The organism is Candidatus Aeolococcus gillhamiae, assembly GCF_016464765.1.
Classification (GTDB): Bacteria; Chloroflexota; Dormibacteria; order Aeolococcales; family Aeolococcaceae; genus Aeolococcus; species Aeolococcus gillhamiae.
The window spans coordinates 18045-44390 of record NZ_JAEKNS010000032.1; the positions used below are offsets into that span (position 1 = coordinate 18045).

A 26346-nucleotide genomic window follows, 5' to 3' on the forward strand; every position below is an offset into this window, starting at 1 on the left:
TGGTACGCAGCCATGGAGGCCAGCCTCGAGCTTGCGCGCGCCGACATCGGCTTCAGCGCCGCCCACTTCTCGATCCACCAGGGGCGCAGCGAACGCCTCCACGGCCACAACTACCGCGTCAGCCTGCGCGCTCGCGGCACGGTCGACGAGGAGGGTACGGTCGTCGACTTCTCAGCCCTGAAGGGCGCGCTGCGAGACCTCTGCGCCGAGCTGGACGAGCGCATGTTGGTGCCGACGCGCTCCCCGCACGTCCGTGTCGAGGAAAGCGCCGACGGGATCAGCCTCATCGAGGGATCGCGGCGCTTCCTCATCCCGCGTGGCGACGCCGTGCTCCTGGCGCTGGTCAACACCACATGTGAGTGCCTCGCCGGCCACCTGCTCGGCGCCCTCCGCGGCCGGCTCGGCAGCACGGGCTACCGGCTCGAGGTCCGCGTCGAGGAGATCCCCGGCCAGGGCGCCAGCGTCTCGGAGTGAACCGCTCGCACCGTGGGGATGTCACGGCAAGGCGGCGCTATCATCGAGACATGGCCGATCTCATCGAGATGTCCGTCGACAGCATCCGCGTCCACATGCCGACAGGCCAGCACGTGGTCATCCTCAAAGAGAAGACGGCGGAGCGCTACCTACCCATCTGGATCGGCATCAACGAGGCCAACGCCATCGCGCTGAAGATCACCGGGATGACCCCGGAGCGACCGATCACGCACGACCTCCTCGCCAACATCCTCGGAGCGGTCGACATCAACGTCGAGCGCATCGTGGTCACGTCGCTGGCCAACGAGGTGTTCTACGCGCGCATCCTGGCGCACGTCGACGGACGCCACGTCGAGATCGACTCACGCCCGTCGGATGCGATCGCCGTGGCGGTGCGGGTGGGCGCCGGCATCTTCGTCGCCACCGAGGTGCTCGACCGCGCCGGCGTGCTTCCCGAGGCCGACCAGGAGGGTGAGCCGGGCGAGACCGACGAGGAGACCACCGAGCGCCTCGCCAAGATCCGCGATTGGGTGAACGAGCTCAACCTTCCCGACCTGGGCGGCGAGAATCCTCTCTCACAGAGCTAGGCTCCGGTCGAGGCCCGCGCGCCCTAGATCAGTTCGGCGCAGATCTCCACGTACTGGGCGAGGTGGCGCGAGCCGAGGAAGTCGTTCGTGACGCGCTCCTTGGCAGCATCTCCGATCCGCCGGGCGCGCTCGGGATCGCTGAACAGCCCGCAAACGGCCACCGCGAACGCCTCTTTGTCGGTGGGATCGTCGAGCAGGATCCCGCTCACGCCGTCCTCGATCTGATCCTGGATGCCGCCGATGCGGCTGGCCACCACCGGCCGCGCCTTCCACATCGCCTCCGCCACCGTGAGACCGAAGCCCTCCGCGAGGCTCTTCTGCACCACCGCGTCAGCGCGGCGCTGCAGCGCGTTGACCATGGCGGCATTCTCCTCGTCGTCGTCCATGGGCAGGAGGACAAGGTGCACGCGGGCGCGGGCGTCCTCGGGCAACGCCTCCCAGGCGCTCTTCACCTCCTCTTACGTCTCGGCGCCCTCAGGGTCGTCGGCGACCTCTGCCACGCTGGGGCCGGCGAGCAGGAGGTGAGCGTCACAGGTGGCGATGACCCCGCCGACGAATCCCTCGAGCACGCCGATCGGATCCTTGAGCCGATCCCAGCGCGACACCTGCAGGACCAGCGGCGTCTCAGATCCGAGCCGAGACGCCTCCACGATGGTCGCCGTGTGCTCGATGCGACCCGGACTTCCGTCGACGCGCTGGTAGGTCGCGGCGCTGCCGTCGCTGTCGTCGACGATGCCGGTGGCCGTGAGGATGGCGTGCACCGACGCGGGGTCCATCTCGAAGTTCTTGGTGGAGAAGGGATCGATCGACGGCGCTACCACGATGATGCGGTCCTTCTCCAGCCCCTCCCAGGCGAACGCCTCCCGCGAGAAGATGCAGCGGGCGGCGCGGTGCACGTAGGGCAGCAGGAAGTTCCAGGTGTCGCGCGCGTCATCGTTCGGTGTGTCCATGCCGACGTGGCAGCGCCAGACCACGCAGAAGCCGGCGTCGACCAGCGGCGGGATCAGCCCGGCGGTCTGAGGGTCGTGCAGGATGATCACGTCACCCTGCTTGAAGCGCTGGATGAGCTGCTCCGCTTGGTCCTTGAGCACCTCCTCGTAATGACGGCGGTCATCATCGCTGAGTCCCTGGCCATCGCCCGGTGCGCCGTGCAGGCGGTTGTGGATGCGCTTGGTGACGACGAAGAAATTCTCGTCGCCGGCAATGACCAGCCAGCGAGTGTCCACCCCTACGCCGCGCGCGTATGGCAGCAGCGCGGTGAGCATCTCCGCGACGCCGCCCCCGTGGGCGGTCGAGTTGACGTTCCAGATGGTGCGACCCTCGAACAGCTGCCGCGCGTCCGCGATCGCGCTGTCCAGGTCGGCCACCTGCTCCTTGCTGAGCACCGTTTCGAAGCGCTCGGGGTCGACCGCCCCGACCTCGACCTCGCTGATGTCAGGCATTCGGCCCCATCCATGAGCGTGCTACCGGCAGTTAACAGGATAGCGGGACGCCCACGTTGTCTGTCAGCGGGGGATCAGCGCCGCGCCGCCGGGCAGCGTGGCAGAGTTGCCAGGGTCATCGCCGGGGTGGCGGAACGGTAGACGCAGCGGTCTCAAAAACCGCCGGGGGCAACCCCGTGTGGGTTCGACTCCCACCCCCGGCACGTTGACACGTGTCAGCCGGCGGCGGTGTCTTCGGTGAACAGGCCGAAGGTGTTGCCCTCGGTGTCCTTGCAGGTCGCGAACCAGCCCATGCTGGGGATGGGCGACTTGCCGAGGACCACGCTGCCCCCGGCGGCGGTGATCTTCTCGAGTGTCTCCTCGATGGACTCGACGCTCACCGTCACCGAGGTCACCGAGTCGGCGCTGCGCTTGAAGAACCCACCGTTGATCCCAGGCTCGCTGTCGGGCCCGGTGGTCACCATGCCGTAGTACGACGGGGCGCCGTCGAACGACTGAACGGTCCAGCCGAAGACGTCGCGGTAGAAGGACTCGGCACGGGCGGGATCGTCGACGGGCATCTCGAAATGGCTCGGTCGGGGCATGGTGCAATTCCTTCTGTGGTGGGACCTACTGCGATGTTAGAGAAGCGCCAGTTGTGCCACCCGCGTCGAAGCGGGGTCGGCATGGAGCACGGTGGCCCTCTCGATGAACGCGCAGAGGGCGTTGGCCAGCGGAATCTGCGCCGCGGTCGTGCAGGCGACACGGAGCAAGTCAGGCGAGCAGACCAGGATGGCCAGGCAGCGCGCCCGTGACACGGCCACGTTCGTGCGGTTGCGCGAGTACAGGAACTCCATGCCCCGGGGTACCTCCTCGGCGAGGGAGGTGGCCATCGAGTAGATGACCACCGCGGCCTCTTGGCCCTGCACGCGGTCCACGGTGCCGACCGTCACCTCATCCAGGACGGCGCGTCGCAGTGCGGCGACCTGGGCGTTGTAGGGCGCGACCACGAGGATGTCGTCGGCGCTCAGCGGGCGTTCGACGTTGTCGCGGTCGATCCAGCGCTGTCCGAGCAGGCCGGCCACCAGCGCGGCCACCGCGGCCGCTTCCTGCTCGGATGCCGAACGATTGCCGGAATGCTCGACCGGCAACCAGCGCAGGCCGGTCCCAGCGGGCTCGTCCCCTCCTAGGACTCGCTGGCGCGCGGTCTCGGGGCTGGACCGCAGCCGCGAGTCGTAGAAGTTGTCGGAGATGTAGCTGCAAACGTCGGGGTGGAGCCGCCAGCTGATGTCGAGGAAGAGCCCGCGATCAGGCGCGATGGTTTCCTCGCCAGCGAGCAGGTGGCCGAGCGCCGAAGCCTCAGCGCCGGGCGGATGCGTGCCCTGCGACGGCTGCTCGAGCTGCTGCGGGTCACCGAGGAGCACCACGTTGCGCGCGCACGGCGCCACCGCGAGGACATTGGCCAGCGACAGCTGCCCGGCCTCGTCGACGACCAGCGTGTCGAACCGGCCACTCATCTCGTCGCGCGCCAGCAACCACGCCGTCCCGGCCACAACATCCACGGTTCCCGCGTGGAGCGCGTCGACGATCGGCGCGTGCGAGCCGACGCATTCCACCTGCGTGTCGTCACAAGCGCGGTCGTCGCTGCGCTGCATCACCCGGATGGTCACACCGCGCCGCCGCGCCTCCTCGCACACCCGACTCACCAGGTGGGTGATGGCGCGATGGGAGAGCGCGGTCACCGCGACCGGCCGCCTGGGGACCGCGGTGACCAGGTCGAGGATTGCGGCCGCGCCGGTGTGCGTCTTCCCCGAGCCGGGCGGGCCCTGCACGGGCAGGCAGGTGCTGTCGGCGTCGCGCACGCAGCGGCACGCCGCCGCGACGACGTCCTCGCCCCGGTGGCGCAGCGGTTCGCCGGAGGCGATACCCGCGATCCGCGGACGGAGGCAAAGCAGCAGGTCGCGGCCGGCGCGGTACGGACCCGGAGCATCGATGCCGTGGTCGCGCACCCACTCGCCCATCCGCAACAGGGAATCGCGCAGCACCGACGTCTCCGGCTGTGAGACGGTGATGAGCGCGGTCGGCATCGGTGGCAACAGCTCCGAGCGTTTGAGCACCAGGAAGCCTCGGGTGGTGTCGATCTCGTGGATCGAGCCGGCCCGTCGCGTCACGACGGCGCCGGACTCGCTGAGCACCGTTCGCGGATCCTCGACGCTGTCGCCGGCCTTGAGCTTGGTCTCCTGCACGGGGAAGCTGAACCGATACAGGCGAGAGCGGCCCGCCGTGCCCACCTCACCCTCGAACACGAGGCCGCCGAGGGGCCCGCTGTCCTCGATGAGATCTTCATCGGACGCCTTGCGACGCGCAAAGTACTCCCACCACGCCGGCTTGGCTTCCCGCCGGTGCCAGTCGAGCAACGCGGCGAGCAGGGCCAGCCCCTGCTGCTCGAGCGTGCGACGGCTAGGATCCACGGGGATCCCCTCGGTAAGCTCGCCAGCGAGGCGTTCCGCGGCGGCCGTGCCGGCCGACACCGCCTCGGAAGCGGTGCCCTCGCTGAGCGGCAGCCGCGGCAGCGGCCCAGCCCGGCGTTCCAGCTCGCTGCGCCGAGCCTCGAGCCAGGCGCGCAGGCCCACCAGTGAGCGGCAGTCCTCCTCGTTGTACTGGCGGATCGAGTCGAGGAGGCTGTCGTCGCGCTCGTCGAGCCACATCTCGTACTGCACGACGCTGGTGCCCGCATCGGTGATCGGAGCGGCGCGCGCACCTGTGTACAGAGGCTCGAGCTTCTTGATCGAGTAGGACTCAACGCCGACGCGCACGCCCTGCTTGACGATGCGGTAGAGGTCGACGAAGACCTCGCCGCGCAGCAGGGTGTCCACCTCCTCCTCGCGCGTCGCGTAGCGGCCCATGAGTCGTTTGATGCGCACGGGCTCGTACGGTGCGTAGTGGTAGACGTGCATCGCCGAGTCGCGGCGGCGGGCCGCCATGACCATGTCGATGAAATCCTCGAAGGCGGCCTTCTCGGCCGCGGCGTCGTGTGCCCACAGCTCGCGGAACTGGGCGCCGGGGGCGTCGCCTTCGACCCACCCGAAGAGGTACTCCCGGCCGAAGGCGCCGACGAACTGGTCGCCCTCCATGTCGAAGAAGATGTCCTCAGCCGACGGCGCGGGCAGGGTGGCGAGCCCGCGGTGTGGGGCGTCGGGGTCGGGGTCGATGAGCTCCCACGAGAGCGCGCCGGCGCGGGCCGACGCCAGCTGCAGGCGCGCCTGCTCGTGCAACGCGGCGACGGCCGGACCGCGCAGCCGGTCCACCTCAATGCCCGGGGCCAGCTCGGCGAGCGCCGCGCGCGTGGTGATGCCGGCGGCGACCAGGCGGATGCGCTGGTCGCGGCGGGCCCCGGCCACGAGCGAGAGGTGGTCCTCCTGGCGCCATTGGGCGGTGCAACGATCCTTCCAGTCGCAGTAGGAGCAGAGCGCGACGGGCTCGGGCGCGGTGTCGACCAGGCCGCTGTCGACCGCCGCCTCAAAGCGCAGCCGCACCGTCTCCAGGTAGGCGGAGATGTCGGCGAAGAGGAACGCCTCGACGGTGCCGTTACCGAGCACGACGTGGAGCGACCTGGGCGCGCGCCCCTGCAGCCGGGCCAGCTGGCGCGAGTACTCCCCGAGCTGGAGCAGCGTGCCCGCCTTGGCGGTGCGCGCCAGCTTGGTGTCGTGAACCTCGTAGCTCCAGGAGCCGAGCAGGCTTGGCGTGTCGACGCGGCGCAGGAAGTCGGCGTGGCCTCGCCAGCGGCCGTCGAAGAAGCTGGCCTGGTAGATGACCTCGGCGCGGCCATGCATGGCAGCCAGCGTCTGCGCCTCGGCCTCGTGGAGGCCCGCCAGGGTGCCGTCCGGCCGACCGATCTCCACCACTCCGGCCGCCTCGGCGCGGATTGCCTCCAGGTACCTCGTCTCGTGGAGCTGGCCGTGCTTGCGGAGGACGTCGTTGAAGGGATCGTCGCGGTGGGGGCGCTCGAGCACCCGGCGGGCGGCGAGACGGTCCAGGTGGGAGCGGTGCTGGCAGCCTGTGAATGCCACCAGGTCGGTGGGGCTGAGCACAAGCACGTTCTCGATGGTCTGCACGACTGCAATGGTGACCACACGCAGCGACAGCTGGGTGTCGCTCAGCGGACTCACAGGGTGGTATCAGGAAGCCGTAAGGCGGCACGCGTACCCTGTCTGCGTGAAGCAATCCTCCCCGGCCGCCCGCGACCGGGCCCAGCGCCGGGTACGTTCGATCACCGTCGCCTCGGCGGCCGGCGCCGGCGTGCTCACCGTGGCCGGCATCGCCGTCACCGCGGGGACGTTCGCGGGGCGCACGGTGGGCGCCGCCGCCCCGGCCACGCAGACAGCGCCCTCGGACAGCCAGGCTCTGCCCACCCAGGATCCGTCCGGCGGACTGCAGCAGCCCACCCAGCCGCCCACGGCCGGCACCCCTGTCGACCCCAACGCCGGCAACGGGAGCGCGCCGGTCGTCTCGGGCGGCTCCTAGTGATCCTGGCCTCCGGGCCCACCGCGCTCTGGTACGCCGCGAGGAGCACCGGCTACGTCAGCCTGCTGATGCTCACCGCCATCCTCGTGCTGGGCATCGTGACCGCGATGCGCTGGGACAGCCGCGACTGGCCTCGCTTCCTCAGCCAGGCGGTCCATCGCAACCTCGCGCTCCTGGTGCTCGTCTTCCTGGGCGTTCACATCGTCACCTCGATCGTCGACCCGTTCGCCGGGATCGCCGTGCTCAACACCGTGGTTCCGTTCACCGGCTCGTACCGCCCGGTGTGGCTCGGCCTGGGCGTCCTCTCGATGGAGCTCCTCGCCGCCCTTGTGATCACCAGTCTGCTGCGCCAGCGCATCAGCTTCACCGCATGGCGGGTGGTGCACTGGGCGGCCTACGCGTGCTGGCCGCTGGCGCTCCTGCACACCCTGGGGACCGGGAGTGACGTGCGCTCGCCGTGGGCGGTGGTGGTCAGCGTCGGCTGCGTCGCGGCTGTGATTGTCGCGATCGTCTGGCGGCTCACCAGCGACCGTCCCCGCCTCCCCCTGCCGGTCCGTGCGCTCGGCCTTCTGGCGACTGCGGCGGCAACGTTCGCGCTGCTCGGCTTCGCGGCCGTCGGACCGCTGCACAGCGGCTGGGCCAAGGCGGCCGGCACCCCCGACCGGCTCCTCGCCGTCGCGGGCGGCGTCACCCGGGCGACCACCACCCCGGCGCCCACGGCCGCCCCGGCGCTGGCGAACGGGCTCAGCGACCAGCTGACCGGCACGGCAACGCAAAGCGGGCAGCTTTTGCGCGTCTCGCTGACCGACGGTCGCGACGCCAACCTTCGCGTGGTCATCTCCGTGGCCCGGCAGGCGTCCTCGGGTCAGCTGGTTATCACCGACGCTGGGGCCACGGTGTGCGACGTCACCGCCGCGGTGGCCCAGGACGTGCAGGCCCGCTGCGGTCAGACGGCCGTCGACATCACCCTCACCCAGCAGGCGGACGGAAGCATCGTGGGACAGATGGTCACCAAGGCGGTGGGACTTTGATCGCCCCGGCGGCGGCCGCGCGGCTGCTCGACGGGCCTGCGATCGACACCGGTGCGGAATCCTTCGTTGCGCACCGCAATCGGCTCGGTCAGCTGCCCCGGTTTATCCGTGGCCAGCTCATCGACGTCGTCCAGGAGGCCGGCCTCCGTGGCCGGGGCGGGGGCGCGTACCCGACCGCGCGCAAGTGGGCGGCCACCCGGGGGCGGTCCGGCGGCAGGGCAGTGGTGGTGGGCAACGGCGCGGAGACCGAGCCGATGAGCCGTAAGGACCGCACCCTGATGGTCGCCCGGCCCCAACTCGTGCTCGACGGCATCCTGCTCGCCGCGGAGGCGGTCAGCGCCGAGCGGGCCGTCCTGTACATCAGCCGCGCCTATGACGATGCTGCGGCCGCCATCAGCCGCGCCATCGAGGAGCGCCGCGCGACCGGGGAGATCGCGGTGGCGGTGACCGTGGTGCGTGCACCCCACCGCTATGTCGCCGGCGAGGAGACGGCCGCCATCGCCTGCCTCAACGGCGGCGCGGCCCGGCCCGGCGTGGTGCCGCCGCGCCCGTTCGAGAGAGGCGTCGACGGACGTCCCACGGTGGTCCAGAACGTCGAGACGCTGGCCCACGCGGCCCTGATCGCGCGCCAGGGAGCGCAGGCATACCGCAGCGCCGGCGTGGAGGACGCCACCGGGACGGTGCTGGTCACCATGGCCGGCGCCGTCCACTCCGCCGGGGTGTACGAGCTGGCCGGCGGGTCGACGATCGCGCAGGCGGTGAGCGCGGCCGGCGGCGCCACCTCGTCGGTCGCCGCCATTCTCGTCGGGGGCTACTTCGGGCGCTGGGTCACTGCGGACGACGCCTGGGACCTGCGCCCGGGCATCGACCTGCCGCTCGGCAGCGGGGTCGTCGCGGTCTTCCCGCACGGCCACTGCGGCCTTGCCCAGGCCGCAGCGCTGGTCGGCTTCCTGGCCCGCGAGAGCGCACGCCAGTGCGGACCGTGCGAGCATGGCCTCGCCGCCCTCGCCACCACCACCGCGCAGCTGGCTGCCGGCGGAGCCAAGCCGCGCGACGCCGAGCGCCTGCAGCGCTGGATCGCCCAGATCGCCGGCCGCGGCGCCTGCCACCACCCCGACGGTGCCCTGGTGCTGCTCTCCAGCGCCCTGCGCGTGTTCAGCGGTGACGTGTCGACCCACCTGCGTCGGGGCCGGTGCGATCGCAATCCAGCGCTGCTCATGCCGGCCCCGGACTGGACGAGGAAGGGCCGGTGAGCAAGCTGCGGGTCAACCCGATCCGCTGCGACGGCTTCGGCATGTGCGCCGAGCTGCTGCCCGAGCTGATCACGCTCGATGACTGGGGCTACCCGATCATCGATGGACGGCCGATGACCCCAGCGCTCGTCGAGCTGGCCCGGCGTGCGGTGGGGGCGTGCCCCACCGCAGCGCTGCAGCTGGTGCCAGACGACGAGAGGGGGCGCCAGCGACCGTCGCCCGTCAGCTGACGGTGCGCACCTCGGCGGGGCGGCCCAGGACCCCGTCAATCATCTCCAGGAAGTCGGTGACCCGCGCCGGCTTGGTGAGGAAGGCCAGCGCGCCGGCGTTGAGCAGTCGCCGAACCTGCGGCTCGGTGGCGTCAGCGCTGTAGATCACAACGGGGATGTTGCCGGTGCGGATGTCACTGCGCAGGACACGGAGCACCTCGTCACCGTTGAGGTCGGGGAGGTGAAGGTCGAGGATGACCAGGTCGGGACAGTGCTCGCGAGCCAGGTCGACGGCCAGGCCTCCCTGCATGGCGGTGAGCAGTCGGACGCTGGGACGCAACGCGAAGATGGACTCGACCAGAGAGATCGTGGCCAGGTTGTCCTCGACGTACAGGACGGTGCGCCCGGACACCGAGTCTTTGAGGACGGGCGGACCCGCCGCCGCGATGACCGTGGCCGCGTCCGTGCCCGTGGCCTTTTGCAGGCGGACCGTGAAGGTGGCGCCCTCGCCCTTCGTGCTGCGCAGCACCAGCGTGCCGCCCATGGCGACGGTGAGCTGACGCGCCAGCGCGAGGCCGAGCCCGGTCCCCTGGATGTGGGTGCGCTCCGCTCCGAGCCGCTCGAACGGCTGGAACAACCGCTGCTGTTCGGTCTCGTCCAGGCCCGGGCCGTCGTCGATGACGTCGATCTCAACAGCGCCGCCCCTGACTGCGGCGCCGGCGATCACATGGCCACCCTCGGTGCCGTACTTGATGGCGTTGCTGAGGAGGTTGAGCAGCACCTGCACGAGGCGATGGCGATCCGCGCGCACGTGGATCCGATCGGGGCCATCGATGCGCATGCTGAGGGTCATGCGCCGCTCGTTGGCGGTCTGCGTGACCAGGCCCACACACTCCTCGAGAACTGCGCGGACATCCTGGGGCTGCAGCGACAGGGTCTCGCGCCCGGCTTCGATGCGCGCGATGTCGAGCACGTCGTTGACCAGGCTGAGAAGGTGCGAACCCGCCCGCTGGATGGCATCGATGGCGGAGAGCTGGTCCTCGCGCGGCTCGCGCATCTCCAGGAGGTCGCTGAAACCGAGCATCGCCGCCAACGGGGTGCGCAGCTCATGGCTCATCCGCGAGAGGTACTCGCTCTTCGCGTTGCTGGCCTGCTCAGCCACGTCGCGGGCGTGACGGAGCTCGTCGGCGGCGCGTTTCTCGTTGCTGATGTCGCGGTTGATCTCGAGCACCGCGACGGGCTTGCCGCTGGTGTCGCGCTGCACGGCCCAGCGCGCGCTGATGTTCAGATCGCGGCCATCCTTGGTGATCTGGCGCAGCTCGCCCTCCCAATGATTGTGCTCACGCAGCGTGGCGACGATCACCTCGAGCGGCACTGAATACTCCGACTGCAGCAGCGGCAGCGGGTCCTTGCCCACCGCCTCGTCCCGGCTGTACCCGTACAGCTCGGATGCGGCGCGATTCCAGTACTGGATCTCACGCGTGTCGAAGTCCCAGCTGAACACCGCATCGTACGCCAGGTCGAGAAGCTCAGCGTTGCGGCGCATTCCCGCCACCAGGTGTACCCGGTCCAGCGCCACGGTGATCGACACTGCGTACTGCGCGAGCCGCGCGAGCTCCTCGTCGCCGAACAGTGGTGTGAACGGGCCCGCGAGGACCGCGAGATATCCGTCGCCCGCCTGCGCGTTGAGCGGCACCACCGCCGCGGCCCCGAGAGTGCTCGTGAACGAGAGACCGGCAGACTTGCGCATCCCCTCAAGCTCGCGGTGGAGGCGTTCGCCGTCGGCCTCGCTGATCCCGCTCAGCGCCAGCACACGGCCGTCGAGGGCGAGCATCGCCGCGCCGCCACCGAGCAGGCGTGCCGCCCATTCGAGAGCGCGCGCCGCCAGAGTCTCCTCATCGGGGGAGAAGAGCAGCAGGTTGTTGAGCGCGTGGCGCAGCTGGATCTCCTCGGACTCGCGCCACACGCGGCGCAGCCACCGGGGAGGCGATAGCGCCACCGCCAGCAGCGGAATGCTCAGGAACACCACGCTCTCGACCGCGATCTGCTGCGCCGGGCTGTCGACGCCCACCGTGGCGACAACGCCGAGAACTGCCAGGATGATCCCGGCGAAGCCCGCGCTGAGCGCCCGGATGCGGGCCCGCTGCACCCTCGGCAAGCTGCCCGACACCATCCAGAGGCGCAGAATCGCCGCTCCCACCACCGCGCACCAGGTGAGCAGAAGCACGATGTCGATCGCCCATGACAGGGCGCCAGGCTTGGTGGTGTTTCCGTCGAGGTTGACGGCAATGGCTGCGGCCGTGACCAGCGCCACGCCCCCCACGCACGTCCACAGCGCCCATCGCTGCATCGGGACGAGGCTGTCGCGGAAGAGCGCGAAGCCCAGCGCAGACGCCATCAAGAGGAAGATGCTCACCGCGGAGAGCACCGCTCCGGCAAAGCCCGACACCTGCCCGACCCGGCCGAGCAACGAGATGACGCCGAGGAAGCCGACCGCGGCCGCAAGGTAGCGCCGGGTGCGACCATGGTGACGCACCCAGTCGACGACGGTCACCAGGCCGAGCACGAAGAGCGCCGCGGCCACCGCCCATTGAAGCGCCGCGAGTGCCTGGGTCACAGGCGCGAGTATGACGGCGGGTGGCGCGAATGGCCGCCACTCGTTGCCGTTTCTTCACCATGCGAGTCGCGCCGTTTGTCCCGAGGCGGCCACGCTGATCTGCGCGTTTCGAGCCACAATCCGCGCCGTGCCCCACTACTTCGACCGCGAGCCTGCGGCACCGTCTCGGCCGCGCCAGGTGCCACTGCGACTTCCCGACCTCAGCCTGTCGCTGGCGAGCGACGCGGGGGTGTTCGGACACGGCCGGGTCGACAGCGGCACGCTGTTCCTGCTTCGCCGCGCCCCCGCCCCGCCCGCCGAGGGCGACCTGCTCGACCTTGGCACCGGCTACGGGCCGATCGCCGTGACGCTCGGCCTGCGGTCGCCGCGAGCCCGGGTGTGGGGCGTCGACGTCAACCAGCGAGCCCTCGAGCTGACCGCTCGAAACGCCGCCACCGCCGGTGCAGCCAACGTGATCACGGCGGCACCGGACGACGTCCCCGCCGGCATGCGCTTCGCCGCCATCTACAGCAACCCGCCGGTCCGCGTCGGGCTGCGCATGCTCCATCCGCTGCTGACGGAATGGCTCGACCGGCTCGACGACGGCGCTGCCGCCCACCTTGTCGTCCATCGCCACCTCGGTTCCGATTCGCTGGCGCGCTGGCTTGGTGCTGAGGGGTTCTCCGTCGAGCGGATGGCCTCGCACGACGGCTTTCGCATCCTCCGCGTGCAGGCCCGGCAGGCCGTCGGGGATGATCGCTGAATGGTCGTTGCTGCGCTCCACAGCGCCTTCGCAACCATTCGCATCGACATCGATCCCGTCATCCACATCGGCAGCCTGGCGGTGCACTGGTACGGGGTCATGTACGCGGTGGCGTTCCTCGTCGCCTTCCGCTACGGCGTCCTCCCCCACGTCGTGCCCCGTGGCGTCAGCCGTGGCGCCGCCGAGCGCGCGCTGGTCTGGACGATCATCTTCGGGCTGCTCGGAGGCCGTCTCTACTACGTCCTGCAGCAGCCCGACCTCGTCAACGCCTACCTGCGCAACCCGATCCGCATCATCGCCGTTTGGGAGGGCGGGATGGCCTTCTTCGGCGCCATCATCGCCGGGCTGGCGTGCGCCGGGATCTTCGCCTGGCGTAATCGCATCTCGGTGTGGTTGATGTGGGACGCGGCGGTGATCTTCGCGGTCATCGGGCAGCCCCTCGGACGCATCGGCAACGTCATCAACGGGGACATCCTCGGCGCCCGCAGCAACCTGCCCTGGGCGACCGGCTACGCCAACCCGCACGCCGTGCTGCAATCCGGCTTCCACCTGGTGGACTACCAGCCAGGAGCGCCCTGGTACTACCAGCCCGCCGCGATATATGAGGCCCTCGGCACCATTGTCATCGGGGTGATCCTCTTCGCAATGCGACGGCGGGGGGTTCGCAATGGGGCGCTGGCCGTGGCTTACATCCCCCTGTACGCGATCAGCCAGCTCATCCTCTTCCAGTTCCGCGCCAGCGAGCCGGTCATCGGCCTGGGACTCCACCAGGCGCAGTGGACGGCTATCGTGATGCTGGTGGTGGTGACTCCGCTTGTCTATCTCGCGTGGCGGCGCCGTCTCGACACGGTGCGGGCACCGACATGACGCTGAACACCGGACCGCTGGCGTCAGTTGTCGACGTCGCCTTCACTCTGCTCGAGTTGATCGTCTTCGCGCGGGTGATGCTGTCCTGGCTGCCGATCAGTCCCTGGAACCCGCTGGCCCGCTGGTTGCGCCGCATCGCCGACCCCATCCTGCGACCATTCCAACGCGTCCTACCGAGCTTCAGCGGCATCGACTTCTCGCCCTTGCTCGCGCTGGCCACGCTGTACGTGCTCTCCCAGGTGGTCCACTCACTGCTCGTCACCGGGTCGGTGTCGCCCGGCTACGCGCTGCTCAGCGTGGTCCGTCAGGTCGTGCTGGGGATCATCATCTTCTTCTGCATCGTGCTCCTGGTGCGGCTGCTGTTCTCCCTCTTCCACGCCGATCCCTGGCATCCGATCGTGCTGATGGTGCGGCGTTTCACCGATCCGCTGGTGCGCCCCTTCGCGGGCGTGTTGCCGCGAGGCGCCGCCATCGACGGCGGTGCGGCAATCGCGTTCCTGCTGTTTTTGGTGCTGTACTTCGTGGGCCGCGCGCTCTTCGACGCCGTGGCCGTGTACTAGGTGCGCCGAGCGGCTCCCCGCGTCTCGCGCTCGGGGGCCCGCTCGCGCCGCGTCTCGAGCCGGTAGGAGCCCGGACCGAGCAGCGCCTCGACGGTACGCTCGAGGCCGGGGCCGGGCTCCACGGTGAACCCCTCGTGAAGCGCGATGTCGTCGATCGATTCGTCGCTCTCAACATGGATGACCACCGGTGCGTCACCGCGATGCTCGGCGATCGCCTGGTGCAGGGGACCGACGAGGTGGTGCTGGTCGGGGGCGAGACGGATATGCACAGTGCTGTTGCGCCGCCACGCCACCAAGCGCGCATCGTCCATCGCGAAGATGGCATCGGCGCGGATCTTCGACGGTTCGCTTTCGCGCTCCTCATCGTCGACCGCGGCGTTCGGTGATGGTCTCCCGGATTCCACCTTGCCGCGGATCACCACGACCGCGTCGGGGCGGAGCAGTTCAGCCACCTCCTCGAACACCCGGTTGAAGACGACCACCTCGCAGCTGCCGGTGAGGTCCTCGATCTGCAGGAAGGCCATGCGCTGGCCGGTGGTGCTCTTTCGCGGCACGAAGGCACGCACGTCGCGGATGCACCCGCCCACCTGAACGATGAGCCCATCGAGGTGCGCGCCCAGCTCGTTGATCGAGGTGTCGACGCGGGTCTGGAGCGTCGCAGCGATCCGGCGCAGAGGATGGTCACTGAGGTACATCCCGAGCAGGTCACGCTCCCACGACAGCCAGGAGTCGTCACCTTTCCCGGCCCCGTCACCGTTGCCCGCACCGCCCTCACCTGCAGCCATGACGGCGTGGGGAACGATCGTCCCGATGATGTCGACGACGTCACCGAACAGCGCGGTCTGGCCGAGATCACGCTCGCGCCGTACCGCGGCGGCGTGGTCCATGGAGGAGTCGAGCTGACGCAGGAGAGCGTGGCGGTCACCGAGAGAGTCAAGCGCGCCGCACTGGATCAGTGACTCGAGAACGCGCCGGTTCAGGTCACGGCTGTCGACGCGCATGCACAGGTCGAGCAGGCTCGTGAATGGGCCACCCTCGTCGCGCGCTGCGACGATGGCGTGGGTCACGCTCTCGCCGACGTTCTTGATGTGCTGGAGACCGAAGAGGATCTCGCCGATCCCGCGATCGCCGACGGTGAACCCCTCGCCGCTGCGGTTGATGTCCGGCTTGTGCACCACCAGACCGTGGGCGTGGGCGTCGAGGATCGTCTGCTTGAGCTTGTCGAAGTCGCCACCGCGGCTGTTGAGCAGCGCCGCCATGTACTCGACCGGATGGTTCGCCTTGAGGTACGCAGTCTGGTATGAGATCAGCCCGTATGCCATGGCATGGGCTTTGTTGAACCCGTAGCCCGCAAAGTGAGCCATGAGCTCGAACAGCTCGATGGCGCCGTCCTCGGAGATTCCCTTGAGAGCGGCGCCGGCGAGGAACTTCTCGCGCTGCTTGGCCATCTTGGCCTTGTCCTTCTTGCCCATGGCGCCGCGCAGGAGGTCCGCCTCGCCGAGCGTGAACCCGGCGACCGCTTGGGCGATCTTCATCACCTGGTCCTGGTACACCATGGTGCCGTGGGTCTCAGCGAGCACCGGCTCGAGCAGTGACTCGAGCCCGGCGGGATACTCAACTGAGAGCTCTCCACGCTTGCGCTTGCTGTAGAGGTCGACAACACCACCTTCGATCGGTCCCGGCCGGTTGAGCGCATTCGCAACACCGACGTCCTCGAGTGAACGCGGCTGCATGTCGATGAGGATCCGCTTGGCGAACGTGGACTCGAGCTGAAAGATGCCGTGCGTGTCCGCCTTGCAAAGCAGCGCATACGTCGCCGGGTCATCGAGCGGGATCTCGTCCATGTCGATGCGCGTGCCGGTGGAGTTGGAGTGCTCGATCATCCCCACGGCCTCGTCGATGACGGTGAGGTTGGCGAGGCCGAGGAAATCGATCTTGAGCAGCCCCACCTGGGAGATGCTGGCCATGTCGAACATGGTCACCGCGCTGCTCCGGTCGCCGGTGGTGGACCGCTGCAGCGGCACGATGTTGGTGAGCGGCTCGGCGCCGATGACCACACCCGCCGCGTGTGTCGAGGCGTTGCGGCAGATGCCCTCGAGCCGCTTGGCGATGTCGATGACCTGGCGCGCCCAGCCCTCACTCTCGTACAGGCCGCGCAGCTCCCTGCTGTCCGCGAGCGCCTTCTCCAGCGTGATCTTCACGCTGAGCGGCACCAGCTTGGCGAGGCGGTCGACATCCGGCAGCGGCACGTTAAGCGCCCGGCCCACGTCGCGGATGACCGCGCGGGCCGCCATGGTGCCGAAGGTGATGATCTGGGCCACGTGGTCCTCGCCGTACTTCTGCTGCACGTACTGCAGGACGCGATCGCGGCGGCGGTCGTCGAAGTCGATGTCGATGTCCGGCATCTCGACCCGCTCGCGGTTGAGGAAGCGCTCGAAGATGAGCCCGTAGCGCAGCGGGCAGATGTTGGTGATGCGCAGCACGTAGGCCACCAGCGAGCCTGCCGAGCTGCCCCGCCCGGGACCGACCACCACACCGTCGCACCGCGCCGCCCGGATGAGGTCCCAAACGATGAGGAAGTACGGCGCGAAACCGGTTGTCTCGATGACATCGAGCTCCATCGCCAGGCGCTCACGGGCCTCGGCGGTGATGCCGTCGCCGTAACGCTCGCGCAGGCCGACCTGGCACAGCTCGCGCAGGTAGCTCTCCGCGGTGTGGCCCTGCGGGATGGGCGAGTAGGCCGGGAGGAGGTTGCCGCCCAGTTTGAGCTCGAGGTTGCAGAGGCCGGCGACGGCCACCGTGTTGCGCACCGCCTCCCCGTACGCCGCGAAGCGGTCACGCATGTGCGCGCCGGAGGTCACCGAGAAATGCGGACCCGCAAACCGGAAACGCTTCTCGTCCTCGCGCCGCGCCTGCGTCTGGATGCAGAGGAGGATGTCGTGCGCCTCGGCGTCCTCGACGCCGATGTAGTGGGCGTCGTTGGTCGCCACCAGGGGCAGGCCGGTCCGCCGCGCGATCTCCAGCAGGCCGGCGCGGATCGCCCCCTCCTCGGCGATGGCGTGGTCCATCATCTCGAGGAAATACCCGTCGGGGCCGAACATCTCCATGTGCTGGCGGGCGACGCTCTCAGCGGCATCCATGTCGCCGCCGAGGATTGCCTGGGGCAGTTCACCGCCGATGCAGGCTGACAGGCAGATCAGGCCATCGGCGTGCTCGGCGAGCAGCTCCTTGTCGATGCGCGGCTTGTAGTAATAGCCCTCGAGGTGCGACTTGCTGACCAGCTGGATGAGGTTGCGATAGCCGGTCTCGTTGCGGGCCAGCAGGATGAGGTGGTTGGGGTCGCGGTCGGTGCGGCCCTCGCGGTCATGGCGCGAGCGCGGCGCCATATACATCTCGCAGCCGATGATCGGCTTGATCCCCGCCGACCTGGCGGCGGTGTAGAACTTGACGGCGCCGTACAGCGCGCCGTGGTCGGTGATGGCCAGCGCGGTCTGGCCGTGTCCCTTGGCCGCGGCGACGAGGTCGGTGATGCGCGAGGCGCCGTCGAGCAACGAGTACTCGGTGTGGGTGTGCAGGTGGACGAACGGCTCGACGTCATCCGCCTCGACAACCCCGCCGACCGGCTCGTTGACCATGCTCTCCTCGCGTTGCTGCCGAACAGACGTACGGTAGCAGTAGGACAGGCCCTCTCGCGAGCAGAGGTGGCCCAGGCCTCGACCCGTATCCTCGGAATCCCGTGAACTTCCTCACCGGCCTGAACAGCGCCGTCGCCACCGTCCTCATCTGCGTCCTCCTCTTCATCGACGAGGCGGGGGTGCCGCTGCCGTTCATCCCCAGCGAGGTGCTGCTGATCGTCGCCGGCCTGCTCATCGCTTCAGGAACCCTCAACCCCTTCTTCTTCTACCCCGTCGCGCTCCTGGCGCTCGTCGGGGGATCGTTCACCGGGTACAGCTGGGCGCGGCGGGTCGGGCCGCAACGCCTTCGCAGGGTGGCCGTCAGGCTGCGCGCGGCCAGGGCGTACGACCGGGCGACGCGACGGCTTGCCCGCGCCGACGTCCGCCACATCGCGCTCGCCCGGCTCATCCCCGGCGTGCGCCCGTACGCAACACTCTGCGCCGGCGCCGCCGGAGTGCCGGCGCGGACCTTCATGGAAGCGAATGTCCCGGCCCTCATCGGCTGGACCGCGCTGATGACCGCCATCGGGTTTGTGGCGGGGGCGCCCGCCGAGCACGCTCTGACCGCGGTCGAGGCTCAGCTCTTCAACTTCGCGCTGAGCGGCGGCCTGCTGGTCGCGCTCGGTGTGGTCGCATACCGGGCGGCGCGGCGCGCGCCCGAACCGCGTCGCGGCTCCACGTCGGGCCCGTTCTTCGGCATCGCCCGGCGCGACCGCTACTGGCTCGCGTTCGCCGTTGACGCCGGGATCATCGCGGTCATCGTCGCGGGCTTTGATCAGCTCACGCGCGCGATCCTCGACCTCAAGTACCAGATCTTCCCGGAAGGTCGCTACGACGTGGTCGCCATCGTGCTCGCCATCGCGCTCGCGTACATCGTGGTGAGCCGGCGCAGCTCGACCGGCGAGACGGCAGGCGAGCGTCTTTTCGACGTCAGCTACGTGCACCGCGGTCCGCACACACCCCGAGAGGCTCCGCCAGACGACGACGACGACACCGACGACGATGTCGGCGTCAGCGACGCGGTCTAGCCCTCGCGGACGAGCGTGACCACGCTTTCGATGTGGTGGGTCTGCGGGAACATGTCCACCAGCTCGTGCTGCTCGATGCGGTACGGCCCCGAGACACAGAGCACACGCAGGTCGCGTGCCAGTGTGGCCGGGTCGCAGGAGACGTAAACGATCCTCGCGGCTCCGGCCAGCGCCAGCCACGCCGTGACGCGCTGGTCACAACCGGCGCGCGGCGGGTCGAGCAGGACGGCATCCACGCCCACACCGGCGCCCGGCAGCGCATCCTCGACGGCCTGCGCGACGTAGCGCACCCGCGCAGCGCAGTCGTTGAGCTCGGCGTTGAGGACTCCCAGCCGCGCCGAGTCGCGGTTGTTCTCGATGCACACCACGGACGCGCCCCTAGCGGCCAGCTCGCAGGCGAGGACGCCAACCCCAGCGTAGGCGTCGACGACGGTGCGCCCTGCGACGTCGCCCAGGCCGCGCAGCGCCGCGCCGTAGAGCAGCTCGATGGATCCCCAGTTGACCTGGATGAAGGTGTCCGGCGAGACGCGATAGTCGTGCCCGCGCCAGCTCAGCGTCGTCGACGTCGCGCTCCAGCGCTCGCCCGCGCTGCGCGCGTGCGCGTCGACCGACGCGCTGGGGATGGCGCGCGGGGGCCGTGGGCGCAGCAGCAGCTCTTCGCCCCCCTCCCCCGCGGTAAGGTGCAGGGCGGTCAGCCCGGATTCCCCGGCGTCGCGCACCAGGCCGGTGAGCGCCGGCAGCGACGAGGTGATGCGGGGGTGATGGATCAGACAGTCGTCGACCGCAACAGGTGTCCAGCTGCGCACCCGGTTGAAGCCGAGGCGCGCATCGCTCATGCCCGCGGTGCCGGGGATGACGTGGAACTCGCCGCGCCAGCGGTAGCGCCACGGTTCGGCCGCGCCGTGCACGGCGAACCGCTGTGGCACGGTCACCTTCTGCCGGCGCATAGAGTCGCGGACGATCTCCGCCTTCAGCTCCAATTGCTGTGCGTACTCGACGTGCTGCAACTGGCAGCCGCCGCACTCACCGTAGTACGGGCACGGCGCCTCGACGCGGTGTGGTGAGGGCGCGTCGACGGCGACGGTGTGGGCGAACCACAGCCGGCCCTTGCGGTGCATTAGCTCCACGACAACGCGCTCGCCGGGGAGCGCACCGTCGACGAGCAGGCTGGTGGCGTCGTCGAGCCGAGCCAGGCAGAGCGCGCCGTGCACCATCGCGCCGGTCAGGACCGTGAAGCGCTCGCCGCGCCGGTGCGCGCGCGCAACCGCAACCGGCGCGACGTCAGCCGGCGAGTCGCTCACGCAGCAGGGTGGTGACCAGGCGCGCGTCGGCTCGCCCGCGCGTCGCCTTCATGACGGCTCCGACCAGCGATTGCAACGCGGCCTCGCGCCCGCTGCGGAAGTCGTCGCACGCTTTGGGGTTCGCGTCGATCACCTCGGTGATCAGCGCGCCGAGCTCGGCGGCGTCGCCCACCTGCGCCAGACCGCGCTCGGCCACCAGCGCGGCCGGGTCGCCACCGTCGAGGTAGAGCTCGGCGAGCAGGTCCTTGGCGGTCGAGCCGTTGATCGTGGCCGCCTCGACCAGCTTGAGCAACTCGGTCAGACCGGCAATGCCGAGCCCGCTGCCGGCGAGCGGCACGCGGTGCAGGTTGGCGAGCGCGGCGACGTCGCCGGTCAGCCAGTTGGCTGCCACCTTGGCGGAGGCGCCGGCACGCACCAGGTCCTCGTACGTGTCGGCGTCGGCTCGCGTGGTGGTGATCACCGCCGCGTCGTATGCCGACAGCCCGTACTGCTCGCTGAACCGGACCGCGCGGGCCTCGGGCAGCTCGGGGATCGCCACGCGAATGCGCTCGACCAGGTCGCGGTCCAACTGCAGAGGCGGCAGGTCGGGCTCCGGGAAGTAGCGGTAGTCGTGGGCCATCTCCTTGCTGCGCTGCGACACCGTGGCGCCACGGGTCTCGACCCAGCCGCGGGTCTCCTGCACCAGCTTGCCGCCCTCCTCGAGGACCTTTCGCTGCCTCTCGATCTCGAAGGCGATGGCGCGGTGCACCGCGCGGAAGGAGTTCATGTTCTTGACCTCGACCTTGGTGCCCAGCTGCGTCTCACCGACGCGGCGTATCGACACGTTGGCGTCGCAGCGCAGCGATCCCTGCTCGAGGTTGCCATCGTTGACGCCGATGTACGTGAGGATCTGACGGAGGCGCACGAGGTACTCGCGCGCCGCGTCGGCGCTGCGCAGATCTGGCTCACCGACAATCTCCATGAGTGGCACGCCGCAGCGGTTGAGGTCGACCAGCGAGCTGAGCGCCTCCTGGAGCACGTCGCCGGCGTGGTGCATGGTGCCGGTGTCCTCCTCGAGATGCACGCGGGTGATGCCGCAGCGCGTGCGCTGCCCGTCCACCATGAACTCGAGGTGCCCGTTTTGCGAGAGCGGCAGGTCGTACTGGGAGATCTGGTACCCCTTGGGCAGGTCAGGATAGAAGTAGTTCTTCCGATCGAACTTGGTGAACGGCGGGATCTCGCAGTTGAGTGCCAGCGCGGTGCGCACCGTCATCTCCACTGCCTGACGGTTCATCACCGGCAACGCACCCGGCAGCCCCAGGCAGACGGGGCAGGTGTGGCTATTCGGCGCGGCGGCGGTGTAGTCGGCGCTGCAGACGCAGAACATCTTGCTGCGCGTCAGCAGCTGAGCATGCACCTCGAGGCCGATCACCGCCTCGTACCCGGTGTCGACGGCGCCGCTGCGCGCCTGCACGGTCACGCGGCCACCAATGGCGCGCGCAGCAGGTGCCAGTCCGTGGCCGCCTCGTAGGCGGCGGCGACCTGGAAGACGCGCGCATCGCGCAACCGCGGGGCGATCACCTGCAGGCCGACGGGGAGCCCCTCGGCGAATCCGCAGGGCAGCGACATCCCCGGGAGTCCGGCGAGGTTGACCGGGATGGTCAGCGCGTCGTTGAGGTACATCTCCAGCGGGTCCTGGATGGCGCCGGTGGTGAAGGCCACCTTCGGCGACGTCGGACACACCAGCGCGTCCACCGACTCGAAGACCGCGTCGAACTCGCGCGCGATCAGCGTGCGCACCTTCTGCGCGCGCCGGTAATAGGCATCGTAGTAGCCGCTGCTGAGCGCGTAGGTGCCCAGCATCACCCGGCGTTTCACCTCGTCGCCGAAGCCCTCGTCGCGGGTGCGCAGAAACGTATCGGTGAGCGATGGTCGCTCGACACGGCGACCGAAGCGCACCCCGTCGTACCGCGCCAGGTTCGAGGAACACTCGGCGGGCGCGATGATGTAGTACGTCGAGAGGCCGAGATCGGTGCTCGGCAGCGACACCTCCTGGATGGACGCGCCCAGGCCCTCGAGCACCGCGATCGCCTCAGTGACGCGCTGGCGTACGCCGTCCTCCAACCCCTCGCCCATGTACTCGCGAGGCACCCCGAGGCGAAGGCCGCGGACGCCGTCGCGCATGGCCGCAAGGGGGTCGTCGACCTCGTCGGGCACCGAGGTGCTGTCACGGACGTCATGACCCGCGACGGCCAGGTACGCGCTGGCGGCGTCCTCGACGGTGTGCGCGAACGGGCCCACCTGGTCCAGGGACGACGCGAAGGCGATGAGCCCGTAGCGCGACACGCGCCCGTACGTCGGTTTGAACCCGACCACCCCGCAGAGAGACGCCGGCTGGCGGATCGACCCACCGGTGTCGCTTCCGTAGCTGATCGGCACGATTCCCGCGCCTACCGCCGCCGCGCTGCCACCGCTGCTGCCGCCGGGGACTCTCTCGACGTCCCAGGGGTTGCCGGTCGGACCGTACGCGGAGTTCTCGGTGGACGAGCCCATCGCGAACTCGTCGCAGTTGGTCTTGCCCACGGGCACGGCCCCGGCGTCGAGGAGGCGCTGCACCGCGGTGGCGGTGTACGGCGGGCGGAAGGTCTCGAGGATGCGCGAGCCCGCGGTGGTCAGGTATCCCTCGACGCAGAGCACGTCCTTGAAGGCGACGGGGATGCCGCACAGCGGCCCCGCCGCCACCGGGTCGTCGTGGAGCATTCGCGCGGCTCGTCCGGCCTGTTGGTCGGCGAGCTCGTCGGTGAGCGCCAGGAAAGCGTTGAGCGAGCGGCCCTGCCCGGCGAGCTGCGCGCGCGCGTCGGCGAGGAGCTGGGCCGGGGTCAGCTCCCCGGCGCGCAGAGCTGTGGCCATCGCGGCTGCGGTCATGCCGGCGGTGGTCATTCCTGGATGGCCCCCACCCGGAAGTACTCGCCGTCAGTGTCGGGAGCGTTGGCGAGCGCCTGCGCCTCGGTGAGCGAGGGCTCGGGCTCATCCTCGCGCCAGACGTTGACGAGGTCACCCACCTGGGCCGTCTCGGGGATGTTGGAGATGTCGGCGCGCTGCAGCGCGGAGATGTGCTCGAGGATCAGGTCGAGCTCGCCGGCGATGCGGCGCTTCTCATCGTCATCGAGGCCGAGCCTGGCGAGCATGGCGACGTGGGCGACCTCGTCCGGACTCAGGGTCATCGCCACATTATTCGCGACCCACGGGCGACCTCGCGCGCTCAGCGATCGGGCAGGGGCAGCCAGGTGAGCACCGCCTGCTCGGTGGGCGCGAAGCCGGCGGCGCGGTAGGCGGCGAGCGCAGCGTCGTTGTCGCCGCGTGTCCACACGGACGCGAAGCTCACGTTGCGCCGGCGCAGGAACGCGACCGCCTCGGCGACGAGGCTGCGGGCCACACCGCCGCCACGGACCTCGGGGCGGACGTAGAGCTCGGCAAGCTCGGCCTCGAGCCCCGTCCCAGGATCGAACAGCACCACCCAGCACACGCCGATTGCGTGGCCGCGGCCGTCGCGCGCCACCATCAGGTGGTTCTCGCCGGTGAACGTCGGTGCGACGCGCAGGCGGCGCTCCACCTCGTCGCGTGTCTCGCGGGGGTGGTCGTAATGGTCCTGCTCGGCCAGCGTCAGGTCGATGAGCATCTCGGCGATCTCAGAGTCCTGCCCTGACATCTCCTCGATGCGGATCTCGTCTGCCACGCGCGGATTGTGACCGCGCCGTACGTGGGCGCCGTCTGCTACGGAATGGCCGGGGGCGCCGCCGGTGCGGAGCCAGGTGACACCACGGCGGGCTCCGGTTGGACGCAGGGGGGGATGACGCCGTTCTTCTGCGCCGGGCACGGAACCGCCGATGGCGGCGCCGGCAGCGGCCCCCCGCCCGCGTGCCGCCACAACTTGGCGTCCCAGACCCACGTATCGGCGCCCACCGTCGCCGGTGAAGAGGCGCCATGGAATCCGTACAGAACCTCGCCGCCGAACAACACCACCGTTGCGCCGGGGCCTTCGGACATCGCCGCGCCGGTCCGCTGGTTGGGATGGGCCACGAACGGTGTGGTGGCCGTCTCATTGACCCAATGGCCCTGGCGCCAATGCCAGGTCTCTCCAGAGTTGGTGAGCACGACAATCTGACCTTCGACAGCCGCGACGGTGCCACCGGCAAAGGTCGGCGGCGCCGCCACATTGTCGAGCTGCGACTTCTGCTGCCAATCGGATCCGGTCCACGTCGAGGTGATGACGAACTGGGACGGCGCCCGCGGACAGGACGCAGTCGCGGGACACGACGGGCTGTAGAGGCCGTTGTCTGACTGCGTCATCAGGGTGGCGTGCTGGCTCCCCGGGTCACTGAAGAGAAACGTGAACGGCCCGGCTTGCACGCTGGCCGGTCGCTTCATCCAGAAGCCGCGAGACCACGTCCACGTGACGATGACATTGCTGCCCGCACACGTGGGCAGGCAGAGCGGATCGGGAGCGATCGCGGGCTTGCTGCTCGACGCCGCCAGCGGGCAGGCGATGGCGCCACCGTTCGCGACCGGCGACAGCATCCGAGGGCCGCACCGGGAGAAGCCTGCCGACACCGCCACTACCTGGTGCGTCGCGGTGTCGAACGCAAGCTGCGCGCCGGCGGGAGGTGTGGTGTCCGCGTTCCCTGAGGCGCCGGACCATGCGCCGTCACTGAACAACCACGTCTGCGCAGCGGGCACCACCGGCAGGGGAACCGGAGGGCAGGAGAGCGCCGGCCCCGAGACGGGAACCCCGGTAGGCGGCGTGGCGTTCGACGGCGCCGGGGCGATCGCCGGCGCCGCTGTCACCGTGGCGGCGTTCGGGGTGCCCCCCGACACCGAGCCGGGCGTAGCCGTGCCGCTGCCCACGCAGCCACTGCTGCCGACACTCCCGCCACTGCTGCTGACCGGAGCGGCAGGGACGCCGAGCAGGAGCACGCCGGCGTCGGCGGGGTCGTCGACCATCCGGACGTCTACCAACGGCCCCGGGCCGCGCGCAGCCGCCTTCCAGGAGGAGCCGTCCCAGGTCCAGGCGTCGGTCAGTGCCTTGCCTGAGGCGTCGGTGCCACCGAACATCACAGTGACCCCGGCGGCCGAGTCGTAGGCCATCGCCGCGTTCGACCGCGCCGGCGGTCCGCCTGCGGAGCTGGACGGCGCGTCGCCGTGGCGAGCGGTGCGCAACGCCAGGAAGGTCCCGGCCCCGGCAAGGGCCACCGCCACCACCAGGGCCCCGGCGAGGGCCTGCGGCCAGTGCGACGTGCGGGCACGGCCGTCGAGCCCCGATGTCCGGGTCGCGTAGCTGGCTGTCGACGGGGGCGCCTTGAGCTCATCGAAGGCCGCTGAGAGGTCGCGATCGTCCTCGGTCATGCCATCTCCCGAAGCCGCGAGCGAACCCGCTCGAGTGCGCGGTGGGTGGCCATCTTGGCGGCGCTCTCGCGCATCCCCAGCACCTGGCCGACCTCGGCAAAGGTCAAGCCTCCGGCGACGCGGAGCCCGACCAGCTGGCGGTCGCGTTCGCGCAGCGTCTCCATCGCCGTGCAGATGGAGGCGAGGTCGAAGCGCTGCTGGACGTTCTCCTCGACGCTGTCGGGAAACTCACGATCCCGACCGAGGCGCGCGAGCAGCGAGCGTCGCCGGCCGTCACGCCGGTACTGGTCGATCACGGCGTTGCGAGCGATCCGGAACAGCCAGGTGCGCACGCCGACGGCGTCAGGGCGGACGCGGCCGTACGCCGCAAAGGCTGCGGCGAACACGTCGCCGGTGACGTCCTCGGCCACGTCGGGGTCACGGAGCTGGGACAGGCAGAAGCGGTAGACGGCGTCGGCATGGTCGCGATACACCTCGTCGAAGGGCCTCACCGCGTCGTCCAGCCGTGCGCCGGTCATGGCGGCGATCATCGACTGCACAAACGTCCCTGCGCGCGATTCGTCACATCCCGGCCGGGGCGGGCGGCGTCGCTACACTCGCCGCGCGATCCACTACAAGGAGCCACCGGTGAGCGAGACGCCCCAACCCAAGAACCCCGAGCGCCTCGAGCTCGAGG

Annotated in this window: 23 protein-coding genes and 1 tRNA gene; 11 read left to right on the top strand and 13 right to left on the bottom strand. The window is 70.0% G+C overall.

Features of this window, described 5'->3' with window-relative positions:
* Positions 1-12 precede the first annotated feature (12 nt).
* Complete coding sequence (locus JF886_RS02240) at positions 13-474, top strand: 6-pyruvoyl trahydropterin synthase family protein (protein ID WP_337309176.1); 462 nt, start codon at positions 13-15, stop codon at positions 472-474.
* A 50-nt stretch (positions 475-524) separates the two neighbouring features.
* Positions 525-1061, top strand: coding sequence for a bifunctional nuclease family protein (locus JF886_RS02245; protein ID WP_337309178.1), 537 nt, complete (start codon positions 525-527; stop codon positions 1059-1061).
* A gap of 23 nt (positions 1062-1084) precedes the next feature.
* On the opposite strand, the gene JF886_RS02250 is transcribed toward JF886_RS02245, so the two are convergent.
* Together JF886_RS02250 and JF886_RS02255 are read right to left on the bottom strand one after the other, a co-directional pair.
* Entirely contained in the window at positions 1085-1513 is a 429-nt protein-coding gene (locus JF886_RS02250; RefSeq protein WP_337309181.1) for a glycosyltransferase, read from the bottom strand.
* A gap of 6 nt (positions 1514-1519) precedes the next feature.
* A complete protein-coding gene (locus tag JF886_RS02255) occupies positions 1520-2503 on the bottom strand; it encodes a glycosyltransferase family protein (protein ID WP_337309183.1) in 984 nt (327 codons plus the stop codon).
* A 120-nt stretch (positions 2504-2623) separates the two neighbouring features.
* On the opposite strand from JF886_RS02255, the gene JF886_RS02260 reads away from it, so the two are divergent.
* Positions 2624-2706, top strand: a tRNA-Leu gene (locus tag JF886_RS02260).
* A gap of 12 nt (positions 2707-2718) precedes the next feature.
* Here JF886_RS02260 and JF886_RS02265 read toward each other — a convergent pair.
* Positions 2719-3087, bottom strand: coding sequence for a VOC family protein (locus JF886_RS02265; protein ID WP_337309184.1), 369 nt, complete (start codon positions 3085-3087; stop codon positions 2719-2721).
* Between the two features lie 36 nt (positions 3088-3123).
* Positions 3124-6651 carry a TM0106 family RecB-like putative nuclease gene (locus JF886_RS02270; protein ID WP_337309186.1) on the bottom strand — a complete coding sequence of 1176 codons (3528 nt, stop codon included), beginning with the start codon at positions 6649-6651 and terminating at the stop codon, positions 3124-3126.
* A gap of 46 nt (positions 6652-6697) precedes the next feature.
* Here JF886_RS02270 and JF886_RS02275 point away from each other — a divergent pair, with 46 nt between their 5' ends.
* The 4 genes from JF886_RS02275 to JF886_RS02290 are packed head-to-tail and all read left to right on the top strand — an operon-like array spanning position 6698 to position 9520.
* Positions 6698-7006, top strand: a complete 309-nt coding sequence (locus JF886_RS02275; RefSeq protein ID WP_337309188.1) for a hypothetical protein — start codon at positions 6698-6700, stop codon at positions 7004-7006.
* Positions 7006-8037: a ferric reductase-like transmembrane domain-containing protein gene (locus tag JF886_RS02280; protein ID WP_337309190.1), complete on the top strand. Its 1032-nt coding sequence runs from the start codon at positions 7006-7008 to the stop codon at positions 8035-8037. The genes JF886_RS02275 and JF886_RS02280 overlap by 1 nt, the downstream gene beginning before the upstream one ends.
* Positions 8034-9290: an NADH-ubiquinone oxidoreductase-F iron-sulfur binding region domain-containing protein gene (locus JF886_RS02285; RefSeq protein ID WP_337309192.1), complete on the top strand. Its 1257-nt coding sequence runs from the start codon at positions 8034-8036 to the stop codon at positions 9288-9290. Before JF886_RS02280 ends, JF886_RS02285 begins: the two co-directional genes overlap by 4 nt.
* Positions 9287-9520 (top strand): ferredoxin, encoded by a 234-nt coding sequence (locus JF886_RS02290; protein ID WP_337309195.1) that lies wholly within the window; start codon positions 9287-9289, stop codon positions 9518-9520. Before JF886_RS02285 ends, JF886_RS02290 begins: the two co-directional genes overlap by 4 nt.
* Here JF886_RS02290 and JF886_RS02295 read toward each other — a convergent pair.
* Positions 9513-12116, bottom strand: coding sequence for a hybrid sensor histidine kinase/response regulator (locus tag JF886_RS02295; RefSeq protein ID WP_337309197.1), 2604 nt, complete (start codon positions 12114-12116; stop codon positions 9513-9515). The two genes, JF886_RS02290 and JF886_RS02295, sit on opposite strands and share 8 nt — an antisense overlap.
* Before the next feature lie 127 nt (positions 12117-12243).
* Here JF886_RS02295 and JF886_RS02300 point away from each other — a divergent pair, with 127 nt between their 5' ends.
* The 3 genes from JF886_RS02300 to JF886_RS02310 are packed head-to-tail and all read left to right on the top strand — an operon-like array spanning position 12244 to position 14285.
* A complete protein-coding gene (locus JF886_RS02300) occupies positions 12244-12858 on the top strand; it encodes a class I SAM-dependent methyltransferase (RefSeq protein WP_337309199.1) in 615 nt (204 codons plus the stop codon).
* On the top strand, positions 12859-13725 hold the full coding sequence (gene lgt / locus JF886_RS02305) for a prolipoprotein diacylglyceryl transferase (RefSeq protein WP_337309201.1): 867 nt from the start codon (positions 12859-12861) through the stop codon (positions 13723-13725).
* Positions 13722-14285: a YggT family protein gene (locus JF886_RS02310; protein WP_337309203.1), complete on the top strand. Its 564-nt coding sequence runs from the start codon at positions 13722-13724 to the stop codon at positions 14283-14285. The genes lgt and JF886_RS02310 overlap by 4 nt, the downstream gene beginning before the upstream one ends.
* On the opposite strand, the gene JF886_RS02315 is transcribed toward JF886_RS02310, so the two are convergent.
* The gene (locus tag JF886_RS02315) at positions 14282-17920 is read right to left on the bottom strand and encodes a DNA polymerase III subunit alpha (protein ID WP_337309205.1); all 3639 of its coding nucleotides are present in this window, start codon (positions 17918-17920) and stop codon (positions 14282-14284) included. The two genes, JF886_RS02310 and JF886_RS02315, sit on opposite strands and share 4 nt — an antisense overlap.
* A gap of 101 nt (positions 17921-18021) precedes the next feature.
* Between JF886_RS02315 and JF886_RS02320 the strand changes: the two genes are divergently transcribed.
* Complete coding sequence (locus JF886_RS02320) at positions 18022-18987, top strand: DedA family protein (RefSeq protein ID WP_337309207.1); 966 nt, start codon at positions 18022-18024, stop codon at positions 18985-18987.
* Here JF886_RS02320 and JF886_RS02325 read toward each other — a convergent pair.
* The 7 genes from JF886_RS02325 to JF886_RS02355 are packed head-to-tail and all read right to left on the bottom strand — an operon-like array spanning position 18984 to position 26188.
* Positions 18984-20288 carry a class I SAM-dependent RNA methyltransferase gene (locus JF886_RS02325; RefSeq protein ID WP_337309209.1) on the bottom strand — a complete coding sequence of 435 codons (1305 nt, stop codon included), beginning with the start codon at positions 20286-20288 and terminating at the stop codon, positions 18984-18986. The two genes, JF886_RS02320 and JF886_RS02325, sit on opposite strands and share 4 nt — an antisense overlap.
* Positions 20269-21747 (bottom strand): Asp-tRNA(Asn)/Glu-tRNA(Gln) amidotransferase subunit GatB, encoded by a 1479-nt coding sequence (gene gatB, locus JF886_RS02330; RefSeq protein WP_337309211.1) that lies wholly within the window; start codon positions 21745-21747, stop codon positions 20269-20271. The genes JF886_RS02325 and gatB overlap by 20 nt, the downstream gene beginning before the upstream one ends.
* Positions 21744-23207, bottom strand: a complete 1464-nt coding sequence (gatA, locus tag JF886_RS02335; protein ID WP_337309212.1) for an Asp-tRNA(Asn)/Glu-tRNA(Gln) amidotransferase subunit GatA — start codon at positions 23205-23207, stop codon at positions 21744-21746. The genes gatB and gatA overlap by 4 nt, the downstream gene beginning before the upstream one ends.
* Positions 23204-23491, bottom strand: a complete 288-nt coding sequence (gene gatC / locus JF886_RS02340; RefSeq protein ID WP_337309214.1) for an Asp-tRNA(Asn)/Glu-tRNA(Gln) amidotransferase subunit GatC — start codon at positions 23489-23491, stop codon at positions 23204-23206. The genes gatA and gatC overlap by 4 nt, the downstream gene beginning before the upstream one ends.
* A gap of 38 nt (positions 23492-23529) precedes the next feature.
* The gene (locus tag JF886_RS02345; protein ID WP_337309216.1) at positions 23530-24003 is read right to left on the bottom strand and encodes a GNAT family N-acetyltransferase; all 474 of its coding nucleotides are present in this window, start codon (positions 24001-24003) and stop codon (positions 23530-23532) included.
* Positions 24004-24041: 38 nt separating this feature from the next.
* Positions 24042-25670 carry a hypothetical protein gene (locus JF886_RS02350; RefSeq protein WP_337309218.1) on the bottom strand — a complete coding sequence of 543 codons (1629 nt, stop codon included), beginning with the start codon at positions 25668-25670 and terminating at the stop codon, positions 24042-24044.
* Positions 25667-26188, bottom strand: coding sequence for an RNA polymerase sigma factor (locus JF886_RS02355; protein ID WP_337309220.1), 522 nt, complete (start codon positions 26186-26188; stop codon positions 25667-25669). Before JF886_RS02355 ends, JF886_RS02350 begins: the two co-directional genes overlap by 4 nt.
* Between the last annotated feature and the right edge of the window lie 158 nt (positions 26189-26346).

Excerpts from the sequence above, each read along its gene's own strand:
- JF886_RS02240 (WP_337309176.1), top strand. The coding sequence starts at position 13 with ATGGAGGCCAGCCTCGAGCTTGCGCGCGCCGACATCGGCTTCAGCGCC.
- JF886_RS02245 (WP_337309178.1), top strand. The coding sequence starts at position 525 with ATGGCCGATCTCATCGAGATGTCCGTCGACAGCATCCGCGTCCACATG.
- JF886_RS02255 (WP_337309183.1), bottom strand. The coding sequence starts at position 2,503 with ATGCCTGACATCAGCGAGGTCGAGGTCGGGGCGGTCGACCCCGAGCGC.
- JF886_RS02265 (WP_337309184.1), bottom strand. The coding sequence starts at position 3,087 with ATGCCCCGACCGAGCCATTTCGAGATGCCCGTCGACGATCCCGCCCGT.
- lgt (WP_337309201.1), top strand. The coding sequence starts at position 12,859 with ATGGTCGTTGCTGCGCTCCACAGCGCCTTCGCAACCATTCGCATCGAC.
- JF886_RS02310 (WP_337309203.1), top strand. The coding sequence starts at position 13,722 with ATGACGCTGAACACCGGACCGCTGGCGTCAGTTGTCGACGTCGCCTTC.
- JF886_RS02315 (WP_337309205.1), bottom strand. The coding sequence starts at position 17,920 with ATGGTCAACGAGCCGGTCGGCGGGGTTGTCGAGGCGGATGACGTCGAG.
- gatA (WP_337309212.1), bottom strand. The coding sequence starts at position 23,207 with ATGACCACCGCCGGCATGACCGCAGCCGCGATGGCCACAGCTCTGCGC.
- gatC (WP_337309214.1), bottom strand. The coding sequence starts at position 23,491 with ATGACCCTGAGTCCGGACGAGGTCGCCCACGTCGCCATGCTCGCCAGG.
- JF886_RS02350 (WP_337309218.1), bottom strand. The coding sequence starts at position 25,670 with ATGACCGAGGACGATCGCGACCTCTCAGCGGCCTTCGATGAGCTCAAG.
- JF886_RS02355 (WP_337309220.1), bottom strand. The coding sequence starts at position 26,188 with ATGACCGGCGCACGGCTGGACGACGCGGTGAGGCCCTTCGACGAGGTG.